Here is a 12,323-nt window from a genome sequence, read left to right on the forward strand (position 1 = left end):
GAACTGCCGGCAGGCAGTAAGTTACGAAATTACGCCAGAACCCAGCAGTTCATCTTTGCTATACCAGGCAACGAACTGACCCTCAGTAATGGAAGCCTGTGGTACATCAAAAACAACATACATTCCGTTGCCAGTTTGATGCAGTGTCGCATCCTGTAAAGGCTGACGGTAGCGAATTCGTGCTTTGATCTTCATTTCTTCTCCATTTTTGATAGCCAGGTCTTTTCGAACCCAGTGTACTTCATCATTGGAAATGAACAGAGCCTGTCTGTAGATCCCGGGATGGTTCTTGCCCTGTCCCGTATAAATCACGTTTTCGTTCACATCGGTATCGATGACAAATAAAGGTTCAGGAGTACCGCCAACGGCCAGACCTTTCCGCTGTCCTTTGGTAAAGTAATGTGCTCCCTGATGGTTGCCTACCACCTTGCCCTGATCTTTACTGTATTTATATTTTTTGGATAGGAACTGCAGTTCTTCTTTTTTAGACGAAAAGCTTAGTTCTTCCTCTTCGTAGATGGCATCTTCTGAAGATACTTCAATGATTACTCCTTCCTTTGGCTTTAATTTTTGCTGAAGAAAATCCGGTAGTCTTACTTTCCCTATAAAACATAGTCCCTGAGAATCTTTTTTATCTGCCGTTACCAAATCCTGTTCGGAAGCGATCCTTCTTACTTCAGATTTCTGAAGCTCTCCAATAGGGAAGAGGGTCTTTGCAAGTTGTTCCTGGGTTAACTGACAAAGAAAATAAGACTGATCCTTATTGGAGTCCATCCCAGACATGAGCTGGTAGATGATTTCACCATCTTTTTCAAATTCAGATTTCCGACAATAGTGACCGGTAGCTACATAGTCTGCACCCAGAGACAGGGCGATCTTCATAAAGACATCGAACTTGATCTCACGATTACAGAGCACATCTGGGTTGGGAGTTCTTCCTTTCTCATATTCGTTGAACATATAGTCTACGATACGCTCCTTGTATTGTTCGCTAAGGTCTACGGTTTGAAATGGAATGCCTAATTTTTCTGCGACCAGCATCGCATCATTACTGTCATCCAGCCATGGGCATTCATCAGAAATGGTCACCGTATCATCATGCCAGTTCTTCATAAAAAGACCAATAACCTCGTAACCCTGCTTTTGCAATAAATATGCTGAAACACTGGAGTCTACACCTCCAGACAACCCAACCACTACTTTCTTCATAGGAATCTTCACTTTTCTTCAACTCATATAAGAGTCGGATAAGAAGCCGCAAAATTACGAAATAAAAAAGGGTAGCGAAAGCTACCCTTTTCAATAAAATTTTTGCAATAATTATTTTTCAAAAGTAAGTGAGGAAGTGGGTATATCATTTGGGGTGAACGTAAAGCGATCACCATTAAATGATACAGTTCCGGTTAGTTCTCCAAATCCCGGTACCGTGAAGGTATACTGTGAGCCAGAGGAATTACTCCAGTCTCCGCTTGAAGATTCAGATTCACATTCTCCAGCAGCATTTGTGAAAAATTCTGAATTGGCAGTATTATCGGCCATAAAGCTAAGATATGATTGGCTGGTACATTCATTAATCGAAAAATTTGGAACATTGTTGGCTTCAACCAGGAACCAGGTTCCCAGAATGGAAGCATCATTTTCCTGAACATCATCGTCATCACTACAGGAGATGAGTACACCTGTAAACAGCAATAGTAATAAAATCTTCTTCATAAATAGGTATTTAAGTTTTTCCAAATATAAACAAAGTTTTGTGGATCCCTTTAAAAGATAAATTTAGTAAAACTCTGAAGATCAGGAAATAAAATGTTTAATGAAATTTAACAAACATTAAACAGAATAATGAGGAATTGAGATGTAGATTTATGTGATCAAAAATTTTAACTAAAATTCAAATGACATGAAATCTATTTTACAAAACTCAAAATTCAGTATTCTGCTGTTTGCTATCTGCTTTAGTTTTACAGCGTGTGATGAGGATGACGACTTTATGGTCGCCGATGATCTAATGGAAACTCCAGATCCTACAGATGATGTTGTAGAATCAAACACCATCGCAGATTTTGTGGTTGCCAACGAAAATTATTCTTCACTATTGGCAGCCTTGGAAGCGACCGGATTGACTTCTACATTTGCCGGGGACGATGTTTACACCGTTTTTGCTCCAGATAATGATGCGTTTGATGCGTTTCTTGATGAAAATGGCTTTGACGCTTTGGAAGATGTGCCCACAGATGTACTTACCCAGGTGCTATTAAATCACGTACAAATGGGAGAAATCATGGCTGCAGATCTATCTACCGGATATATAGAAAGTATGTCTACAGCCGGACCGGATGGTGAAAACCTAAGTACGTATATCAATACTGAAAATGGGGTGGTTATTAATGGAGTTAGTACTGTTGAAACTGCAGATGTTGAAGTGGATAACGGTGTGATCCATGCTGTAAGCGATGTAATTGGATTGCCTAATGTGGTAACTTTTGCACTTGCAGATCCAACTTTTAATACCTTAGTTGCTGCATTGACCAGAGAAGATTCTTACACTTTTGTATCCACTCTACAGACAGCAGATTCGCCTGCACCTTTTACTGTTTTTGCTCCTACAAACTCAGCTTTCGGAGATCTTTTGGCTGAACTTGAACTTGAGGAACTTGAAGATCTGGATGCTAATACGCTGGCTACTGTGCTTAGCTATCATGTTTTAATAGATATGAATGTAACTTCAGATGAATTGGAAGACGGCATTGTAGTAACATCGCTGCAGGGTGAAGATTTCACTATTAATCTTGGTGATGCAGCAACCATTACTGATGCAAATGGAAGAACCTCCACGATCATTGCTACAGATGTTCAGGCTACAAATGGAGTGATCCATGCCATCGATACCGTTATTTTACCTACACTATAAAAGATGTTCAAAGCAAAAAAAAAAGCCTCCGCGTTTGCGGAGGCTTTTTTTTGTTGATATTACTTGCCTTTCTGTTTCTTCTGTTGTTCTTCTGCCTGTTCCATCATTTCCTGGAACTTTCTTGTAAACCTGTTCTGTTTTTTAGGTTTTTTCTTATTCTCCTGGATCTTCGCATGAATTTTATCTTCATCTACGATCACATACTTAATCACTAACATGATCCCGATCGTGATCAGGTTAGAAGTAAAATAATAAAGAGAAAGACCACTCGCATAGTTATTAAAGAATACCAGCATGAATAATGGTGACAGGTACATAAGGAACTTCATATTAGGCATTCCTGGTTGTTGATTTGCCTGCATGCTTTGTCCGGTCGTCATCATCATATAAATAAAGATGGCTACGGAAGCAAGTATTGGGAATAAACTCACATGGTCTCCATAGAACGGAATGTGGAATGGTAACTCAGCGATCACATCGTAGCTGGAAAGATCATCTGCCCAAAGGAAGCTTTTCTGTCTAAGCTGAAATGCACTTGGAAAGAACTGAAATAATGCATAGAAAACAGGGATTTGCATAAGCGCCGGTAAGCAACCACTCATAGGACTGGCACCCGCTTTACTATAAAGCTTCATCGTTTCCTGTTGCTTTTTCATCGCATTATCCTTGTACTTCTCATTCAGCTCATTGATCTCTGGTCTTAAGATTTTCATCTTGGCCTGAGATAAATAAGATTTGTAAGTTACCGGAGAAAGTACAATTCTCACCACGATGGTCATGGCAATAATCGCCAGACCGTAGCTTGGAAGAACGCCTCCTAAAAATGCAAAGAATGGAATGAATAGATATTTGTTGATCCATCCAAAGATTCCCCAACCTAGCGGTATAATCTCATCCAGGTTTCTATCATAGTCATTCAGAATTTTGTAATCTGAAGGTCCATAATACCAGTTCATATTGTAGTTAAGCTCACCGGCCTTTAATTCCAAAGGAATACTGGAAGCAAAGGTCTTTGTATAAACAGTATCGATCTCTTCATCTTCTACCAAATTCTCTACTTCAAAACTTGCCGTTCTAAATGGAGTATCTGTTAATAAAATAGAGGAGAAAAAGTGTTGGCGATAGGCGATATAGCTTACATCTTCGTCATCATCATCACCATCACTTAGATTATCATCATCACCACCGTCATATTCCCAGATAAGATCGGTATACCTGTTCTCATAAGAGATGCTCTTCGCGTGGCGGTATCCTTTTAGTTTCCAATCCAGTACTGGAGTTGCTGAAGAATTCAGAACGCCGGTTAAACCTTCTGAACGCACACTGAAATCCAGCATGTATTCTCCTGGTCTCATGGCATATCTGTATTCCAGGTATTCATCCTCTGAAACCTTCAGTTTCATGGACAGAATCTGGTTGCCATTATTTTCAGTTAACTCTGGTTCAAAATAAAGATCCTGTGTATTAAGCGTTCTTCCATCAGTTGTATTTAAACTCATGTTCATGGAAGCGTTGCCGTCCTTGATCAGGTAAACTGGAATCGAATCAAAAGTTTTAAAATTCTTCAGTCTTGCTTCTTCAATATATCCACCTTTATTGGAGATTTTAAGTTCCAGCAGGTCATTTTCAATGGTTGTTGAGCCACCACTCGCAGAGGCTAGTGTTTCAGAATAACCAAATGCACCCAATCGTCGTTGCGCATCCACAAGAGCGGTTGAATCGCTAGCAGGTGTTCTGGTGTTTTCCTCTAATTCAGGAACGTTTTGCTGATCTCTATCGATGCTTTCTTCCGTAGTAACATTGTCTACATTCTCCGATTCGTCTGGAGTGTTATTGTAAAGCATCCAGAGGAGGATACCTCCAATTAAAATAAATCCAATGATGGATTGGACGTCAATTTTCTTTTCTTCCATTACTTAGTATTGCTTAATCTACCTAGTCAAATAAACGACCAGTTTCTATTTCTGCGCCATTTTGGCACTTTGTCTCTTTTCTGAATATTCCTGAACAGCCTTTACGAAAGAGACAAACAGCGGGTGTGGATTGGCCACGGTACTTTTGTATTCAGGGTGGTACTGGACTCCAACGAACCATGGATGGTCTGCCAGTTCAATAACTTCCACCAGTTTTGTTTCAGGGTTGACTCCTGTGCTTAACATACCAGCATTTTCCAATTGTTCTTGGTAGTAGTTATTATACTCATAACGGTGGCGATGTCTTTCTGAGATCATATCTTTTCCGTAAGCGTCATGAATAACAGATTTTTTGCTTAGTTCACAATCCCAGGCTCCAAGCCTCATGGTTCCACCTTTATGGGTCACTTCTTTTTGATCTGCCATGAGGTCGATTACCGGATGCTTTGTATCAGGATCCATTTCAGAGGAATTGGCTCCTTTTAGTTTCAGGACATTCCGGGCAAACTCGATCACCGCCATCTGCATTCCAAGACAAATCCCCAGGAATGGTAGATTGTTTTCACGGGCATATCTCACTGCGTCGATCTTTCCTTCAATACCGCGCTCACCAAATCCAGGGGCCACGAGAACGCCGTCCAGATGACTTATTTTGTTGTGGATCGTACTGTCGTTGATAAATTCTGAATGAATATATTCTACTTTGACTGAAACTTCATTCTCTGCGCCGGCATGTATAAATGCTTCCAGAATTGACTTATAGGAATCCTGAAGCTCCACATACTTACCAATAAGTCCAATGTGTACTTCAGCCTTAGGATTTTTGTGTCTCTTCAAAAATTGATTCCAGCGATCCAGGTTAGGAGTAGAGTCGGTAGGAAGATCCAGTTTCTTCATGGTTACCGTATCCAGCCCTTCCTTTAGCATCATATTGGGAACATCGTAGATCGTAGGTGCATCGATACTCTGGATTACGGCTTCCTGTCTTACATTACAAAAGATTGCCAGTTTTCTACGAATATCGTCTGAAAGTTCATGCTCGGTTCTACAAACAAGAATATCAGCCTTGATACCGCTTTCCATCAGGGTTTTAACGCTATGCTGAGTTGGTTTGGTCTTCAATTCTCCTGCGGCAGAAAGATAAGGTACAAGGGTTAGATGGATAACAAGTGCATTGTCGTCTCCCAGCTCCCATTTAAGCTGTCTAACTGCTTCGATATAGGGCAGTGATTCAATATCCCCAACGGTCCCGCCAATCTCGGTGATCACAATATCGTAATCGCCATTTTTTCCAAGTATCTGAATTCTTTCCTTGATTTCGTTGGTAATGTGAGGTACTACCTGTACTGTTTTCCCCAGGAATTCTCCACGTCTTTCTTTCTCAATGACGCTTTGATAAATTCTTCCGGTTGTGACGTTGTTCGCCTGGGATGTATTTACATTTAGAAAACGCTCATAATGACCCAGGTCCAGATCTGTTTCAGCTCCATCTTCAGTCACGTAACATTCTCCATGCTCGTAGGGATTCAGCGTTCCGGGATCAACATTAATATAAGGATCCAGTTTCTGAATAGTTGTTTTAAAACCCCTTGCCTGTAATAACTTCGCCAGAGACGCGGCAATAATTCCTTTTCCAAGAGAGGAAGATACACCGCCCGTCACGAATATATACTTGGTATCGGCCATTTTCAGTCGTGTTTGATGTGTTGTTATTCAGGGCGCTAAATTACAAAGAAGAATAGAAAAACCGATTACTTTGAAGTTCTAATATTAAGAGGTTTTTAACAGGCATAAAACCTATTTTTTAGGTCGTGGATAGCGCATTCGAATTTGTCTTAGAAGACCTTCAAGACTATTCACTTTGAGCTCATAAACCTGTTGCATCTGTTCTCCAAGTTTTCCCTGCGGAAATCCTTTTTGTCTAAACCATACGTAATAGGGTTCGGGTATTTCTGAAAGAAAAACACCTTTATATTTGCCAAAATGCATCTGCGCGTAGGCTAATTCCAGTAATTTCTGAGGATCTGGTTGCAATCAGGAAGCTTTTAAAAGTGCCGAAAGTTCTGAAAATTTCTGCTTATTCATGGGCTTCACCATGTATTTAATTACCGCTGGATAATCTTTGGCTTTTTGCTGGTCAACCTGACTTGTACTCGAAGTTAAGATAATGATACGGTGGCAGCTGTTGTGAATCTGCAACCTTTCCAGAAATTCCCAGCCGTTCATTTCGGGCATGTTGAGATCTAAAAAAATAAGCGCATTTTCCTGATCTTCACAAACAAACTCCACAGCTTCAATTGGATTTGTAAAATCTTTTACGAAGCCTTCATATCCTTCTATTTCCAGAAGTTTCTTGGTGATAAAATTTGAAATTGGCTGGTCATCAACCAGATAGATCTTACTCATATCTCTTCCGCTTTTAAAGCCACTAATTCTTTTGATGCCATTTCCACAACCTCCTGCAGTACTTCATCCATCTCCTCAACAGTAGATTCCAGTTTTGGGATCAGTTCATTTTTAAAGGTTTCATCATCCACCAGTTCTACCAACTGGACAATTCCCTGAATCCTTGAAAGAGGTTCACGAATATTATGTGCATTCAGCGCTGAAATATGAAGTAATTTTTCATTCTTCTCAGCGATGGACTGGGTTCTTAAATTGATTGTTTGCTGCTGATTCTTTACGATAGTCTCGATCTCGTCATTCTTAAGTTTAATGGTATCGTAAGCTTCAGATAAATTTTTATTCTGAATGGCAAGCTGCTTCTTAAGATAGATCTCATTAAATTTTGACTGGATGCAATCCACCACAAGCTTTAGAATATCTATATCTCCAACGGAAAAAGTCATTTCCTGATCGGCTAGAAGAGATACAACTACTTTAGAGTCGGTTTTCTCAAAAGCCCATCCCCAAAGCACCGGGTCGAAAAGTTGGCTTCTATCGATTTTGTCCTTTAGTAGTTTATCCGGAATGTTCCCGGTTAAGAGAGGGATTCCTGTTACTATAAGATCTTGCTCATATGTAAATAAATCTGCTTCAGATTCAAAATCGTAATAAATAGTACCAGCGAACTGTTCAGCGATAAAATTATCCTTTTCACGAATAATGCACATTCTCAAAATCCTGAAATTAATAAGATATTTCAGATTTGTCTTACAAACATTGGCGATCTCCTCCAGGTTCGAACAACGATTGATGCCGTTGGCAAACTTAGAATAGGCCTCATAGGTAATCCTATAAAGCTGTGAAGAATTATTGCTAATATCCTGCATTGTGTAGTGCGAAACTCTTATTCTGGAGTTTCTAGAAGCTCATTGTCTATTTTAATACCAGATACGTCAGCGATCGTATTCAGCATATTAACAAGATCTGCCTGGGCCATTAGTTCCTGGATCTCTCTCCTGGTAAAGCCTGCTTTTTCAAGGCTTTCAAAATCATCATTGGATATTTCTGAATGATTCAGAGCTGCTTTAGTAACTATTTGAACAGCAGTTCGGTAACTTACCGGCATCGACGGACTGTAAATATGTTGGGTAGCCTTGAAACCCTGATCTTCTGAGATCATACTACTCATACTGTCAGCGAAAATACCATGTGCATGAGAACAATAATGACAACCACGCTCCTTGGAAACATTATAGATGATCAATTGCTTCAATACGTTAGGAACTTCTCCTTCCATAAGCGTATTCTTCAATTTGCTCCAGTTTCCTTTTAATAAGGTTGCATTGTCGCCCTGGCATTTAAACCAGTTTAAAACAAAAGGAAGCTGTAAGGTTTTTTTGGTGTCATCGTAAATGGTCTGAACTTCTGGGGAAGCTTCTTCGTAGGAAACCATTCTATATCTAGACTGGTTCTGGGGTAATGTTTGATTCATGTTGTAGTATAGGGTATCATTTAATTTCGGACTGTAAATATTACAGTTATTTTTTGCATTTCATCGATGAATCAATGCATTTAACTTTTTGTTCAAACAAATTGCATCAAATTCGCTAAAAATGTAAGTTAAAACCTACAATTATGGCAAGTTAAATATTTTGTAATCTTTAGTATGTAACCTATCGTATCTTTAGTTTTGAGAGCATTAAAAACAACGTAAAAAATGGCAATATTCGGTTCTATAATAAAAAGTCTGATAGATATAAAAGATTCATTTACAACAGAGGGTGACGCTAATGTCGAGCAACTTGATGTTTTGAAAAGTCTTTTGGAAAAGGCAAAGGATACCGCATTCGGCAAACACTATAAATTTGCGGAGATTCTGGAATCAGAAGATGTGGAAAAAGAGTTTGCTAGTAGAGTTCCATATTTCGACTACAATAAAATCGATAAGGAGTGGTGGCATCTGTACCACGAAGGAGAGACCGATGTAACCTGGCCCGGAACACCACCTTATTTCGCCTTAAGTTCGGGAACTACTGGCAAAACCAGTAAAAGAATTCCTGTAACAGATGATATGGTAGATGCTATCCGCAATGCCGGAATCCAGCAAGTGAGTGCATTAAGCCATTTTGACCTGCCAGCCGACTTCTTCGAAAAAGAGATCATGATGCTGGGCAGCTCAACAGATCTGCAGAAGGAAGGTGATCATGAAGAAGGTGAGATTAGTGGAATTAGCGCCAGTAACATACCTTTCTGGTTTCGGGGTTATTACAAACCTGGAGTGGAGATCGCGAAAATTGATGAATGGGATGAGCGTGTAAAAAAGATTGCTGAGACTGCTAAAGAATGGGACATAGGAGCTTTGAGTGGTATCCCATCATGGATGGAACTCATGCTTAAGGAAGTCATTAAATATCACAAGGTAGATAACATACACGAAATATGGCCCAATCTACAGGTGTATACTTCTGGGGGTGTTGCCTTTGAACCATACGAAAAAAGTTTTAATGCTTTACTAGGTAAACCAGTACAGATCATAGATACGTATCTTGCTTCAGAAGGCTTTCTTGCTTTTCAGCAAAGACCTGATACGAATTCCATGAAACTGATCACTAATAATGGCGTATACTTCGAATTTGTTCCGTTCAAACCTGATTATATAAATCAGGATGGATCTTTGACCGATGATGCACCGGTTATTTCAATTGATGATGTAGAAGAAGAAGTGGATTACGTTTTGCTAATCTCTACCGTAAGTGGTGCCTGGAGATATATTATTGGTGATACCATCAAATTCACAAATAAAGAAAAACACGAAATCAGGATCACCGGGCGAACAAAATTCTTCCTGAATGTAGTTGGATCACAACTATCCGTAAACAAGATGAACGACGCTGTACAGGAACTTGAAGAAGAATATGATATAAGAATTCCGGAGTTTGTTGTCTCAGCTAAGCGTGGGGAAGATAATGAATACTATCATTACTGGTATCTGGGAACAGAAGATCAGGCCGATGCTGAAAAATTATCTGTGAGCCTGGACAATGCTTTAAAGAATGCCAACAAGAATTACAAGGTTGCCCGTGGAAAAGCATTGAAAGGTGTTCGTGTTCATACGGTACATCCAAATACTTTTCATGAATGGAACGCGGCTAACAAAAAGAAAGGCGGACAGGTGAAAATGGAGAAAGTGATGAATGAGGAAAAATTTGCCGAATGGGAAAAATTTCTTGAGGGTATGGGCGGTTCCAATTAATCCACAACCTCTTCATGGATCTCATCGATAAGCACCATAATTTCTTCCTGAGATAGATATAAATCCTGAATCCTGCTCTTATAACTTTCACTAAGTTTGGAGTGATTCAGGATAAAATCTTTTGTGGCAATAATATTTTCTCCCAGACCGTGGTTCACCGCATACGTATCTGCAGCCCTTTCAGCTTCCCTAATATAGTTCTTGGAGGTCACATATTTAATTCCGAACCATAACATATCCAGCGCAGATCTGTCACGGTAATCCATTACATGCCCCAGTTCATGACCAATCCATCCAATCAGAACTTTGGATGGGACATCCTTAACACTAAAAACCTCATCTTCAATCTTAAATTGCTCGTTGATATAAATGACGTAACTTCTGTTTTTACGGTTCTTAAAGAAGCCGCTGAATTTTGGCTGCGCCTGCATAAAGGATTTCTTGATATTCTTTTTGAACTTGAATTCTATCGGAGTGTCCTTTAGTTCCGGGTAATGAGAAAGTGCTACATAGGTTTCCCGCCAGATGTTATCTGGTACAATTTTATTGGTGTATTCTAAGCTATCCTTTTGATGCATGTTTGATTTCTGCTGGGCATTGCACAACGTAAACATCAGCATGATTAGGATAATACTGAATCTGCTTTTAAGTAGGCTTGCCATAGTTATTTAATATTTCTAAAATTACAACAAAATTGCTGCCTTCAGTCCGATCGAATTTTAAAATAGACTTAAATATTTGGGAACCAGACATGAAAAAAGTGGGCCTTGGCCCACTTTTTATACAGAAATCTAAATATTATCCCTGAAGTACTTTTTGTAATCTTTGTTGGAGCGCTGGATCTTTTTGTAAAGCCATTACCATCTCCTGGTAGCGTTCCTTACTTAGTTCACTTTCACCAATCAATTTCTCCATTCTTTGCTGGAATTGTGGTTGGATCTCTTCTAGCTCTGCTACTACGATCTTATACTTTTTTGATTCAGCCTCTGTCGTTTCTATCTCCTTGTTGGGATCCATATTCGCCTGATGGATCTCATTGAACCTTTGTAGATCCATTTCCTGACCCTGTACTACCTGCATCATTTCCTGTTGAGCTTCCTGGTTTACCATTCTCATCTTTTGGAAAACTTCAGCAAATTCATTCAGTTCAGAATCTGTTACCTCTATCTGTTGTTGTGGTAGCGGTGCGTTTTGAGCATTTACAGTTGCAGTTCCAAGTGCGAAGATCATCGCAATTCCACCTAATATCCTTTTCATAATTCTTTATTTTAATTTCAGATCGTGAACTTACCGCATTCAGAAGAGCTCACCAATTCTTTAAGACAGAAGTATAAATACTTAAGAGAGGTTTAACTGCTCTGGTGTGATTTTGTTAAACCTGTATCGAAAATCAGCGATTTTTATATTGAGTAATCCATTCCTGCACAGATATCCTGGTCATCAACTCGCCTATAAGTTCGTACGGAATTCTCTGAAGATTCTTGAAGCGAATACAACTTTTACCCATATCTGGCTTCCTTCCAGTAAGGCTTTTATAGTTGTCAATAAACCAATTTTTCAACTCTGGATTTGCATAAATGCCAGAATGATAAAGAGCCAGATAATTTTTTTGATTTGCCAGATGGGCGAAGGGGAGAGGCAGTTTAGGGTCGCAATGGTAACCTTCTGGAAAAATGGCATGCGGTACCACATAACCAATCATTTTGTAATTCATGGTTTCCTCGAAACCTTCAGGAATGTTTTCAAGAATCACATTCCTTAAATTTCGGAGCGCTTCTCTTCTTTCCAAAGGGACTTCGGAAATGTACTGCTCTATAGTGTTCGCTTCAAATTGCATCATCTAATTTTCTTAAATATAAAT

At 39.4% G+C, this 12,323-nt stretch carries 13 protein-coding genes; 2 read left to right on the forward strand and 11 right to left on the reverse strand.

The window, feature by feature from the left end; translation table 11 throughout:
- Window positions 1-21: 21 nt before the first annotated feature.
- A complete protein-coding gene (mnmA, locus tag G529_RS0110870; protein WP_026915551.1) occupies window positions 22-1,209 on the reverse strand; it encodes a tRNA 2-thiouridine(34) synthase MnmA in 1,188 nt (395 codons plus the stop codon).
- Between the two features lie 111 nt (window positions 1,210-1,320).
- Complete coding sequence (locus tag G529_RS0110875) at window positions 1,321-1,713, reverse strand: lipocalin family protein (RefSeq protein ID WP_035695933.1); 393 nt, start codon at window positions 1,711-1,713, stop codon at window positions 1,321-1,323.
- A 187-nt stretch (window positions 1,714-1,900) separates the two neighbouring features.
- On the opposite strand from G529_RS0110875, the gene G529_RS0110880 reads away from it, so the two are divergent.
- Window positions 1,901-2,911: a fasciclin domain-containing protein gene (locus G529_RS0110880; RefSeq protein WP_026915553.1), complete on the forward strand. Its 1,011-nt coding sequence runs from the start codon at window positions 1,901-1,903 to the stop codon at window positions 2,909-2,911.
- A 59-nt stretch (window positions 2,912-2,970) separates the two neighbouring features.
- Here the strand turns inward: G529_RS0110880 and yidC are convergent, their stop codons facing one another.
- From yidC to G529_RS0110910, 6 genes are all read right to left on the reverse strand, one after another.
- On the reverse strand, window positions 2,971-4,824 hold the full coding sequence (gene yidC / locus G529_RS0110885) for a membrane protein insertase YidC (protein ID WP_026915554.1): 1,854 nt from the start codon (window positions 4,822-4,824) through the stop codon (window positions 2,971-2,973).
- A 45-nt stretch (window positions 4,825-4,869) separates the two neighbouring features.
- The gene (locus tag G529_RS0110890) at window positions 4,870-6,510 is read right to left on the reverse strand and encodes a CTP synthase (RefSeq protein WP_026915555.1); all 1,641 of its coding nucleotides are present in this window, start codon (window positions 6,508-6,510) and stop codon (window positions 4,870-4,872) included.
- Between the two features lie 111 nt (window positions 6,511-6,621).
- Entirely contained in the window at window positions 6,622-6,858 is a 237-nt protein-coding gene (locus G529_RS0110895; RefSeq protein ID WP_026915556.1) for a DUF3820 family protein, read from the reverse strand.
- Complete coding sequence (locus G529_RS0110900; protein WP_026915557.1) at window positions 6,859-7,230, reverse strand: response regulator; 372 nt, start codon at window positions 7,228-7,230, stop codon at window positions 6,859-6,861. It abuts the gene before it with no gap.
- Complete coding sequence (locus tag G529_RS0110905; protein ID WP_026915558.1) at window positions 7,227-8,096, reverse strand: hypothetical protein; 870 nt, start codon at window positions 8,094-8,096, stop codon at window positions 7,227-7,229. The genes G529_RS0110900 and G529_RS0110905 overlap by 4 nt, the downstream gene beginning before the upstream one ends.
- A gap of 17 nt (window positions 8,097-8,113) precedes the next feature.
- A complete protein-coding gene (locus G529_RS0110910) occupies window positions 8,114-8,701 on the reverse strand; it encodes a carboxymuconolactone decarboxylase family protein (protein WP_026915559.1) in 588 nt (195 codons plus the stop codon).
- A 225-nt stretch (window positions 8,702-8,926) separates the two neighbouring features.
- Here G529_RS0110910 and G529_RS0110915 point away from each other — a divergent pair, with 225 nt between their 5' ends.
- Window positions 8,927-10,462: a GH3 family acyl-acid amido synthetase gene (locus G529_RS0110915; protein WP_026915560.1), complete on the forward strand. Its 1,536-nt coding sequence runs from the start codon at window positions 8,927-8,929 to the stop codon at window positions 10,460-10,462.
- On the opposite strand, the gene G529_RS0110920 is transcribed toward G529_RS0110915, so the two are convergent.
- The 3 genes from G529_RS0110920 to G529_RS0110930 all read right to left on the reverse strand — a co-directional run bounded on the left by G529_RS0110920 (window position 10,459) and on the right by G529_RS0110930 (window position 12,302).
- Window positions 10,459-11,040 carry a M48 family metalloprotease gene (locus tag G529_RS0110920; RefSeq protein ID WP_026915561.1) on the reverse strand — a complete coding sequence of 194 codons (582 nt, stop codon included), beginning with the start codon at window positions 11,038-11,040 and terminating at the stop codon, window positions 10,459-10,461. The two genes, G529_RS0110915 and G529_RS0110920, sit on opposite strands and share 4 nt — an antisense overlap.
- A gap of 220 nt (window positions 11,041-11,260) precedes the next feature.
- Complete coding sequence (locus G529_RS0110925; RefSeq protein ID WP_026915562.1) at window positions 11,261-11,719, reverse strand: DUF4168 domain-containing protein; 459 nt, start codon at window positions 11,717-11,719, stop codon at window positions 11,261-11,263.
- A 133-nt stretch (window positions 11,720-11,852) separates the two neighbouring features.
- Complete coding sequence (locus G529_RS0110930; protein ID WP_340139884.1) at window positions 11,853-12,302, reverse strand: DUF1801 domain-containing protein; 450 nt, start codon at window positions 12,300-12,302, stop codon at window positions 11,853-11,855.
- Window positions 12,303-12,323: the final 21 nt, after the last annotated feature.

It is taken from the genome of Christiangramia portivictoriae DSM 23547, from assembly GCF_000423045.1.
Lineage (GTDB): Bacteria > Bacteroidota > Bacteroidia > Flavobacteriales > Flavobacteriaceae > Christiangramia > Christiangramia portivictoriae.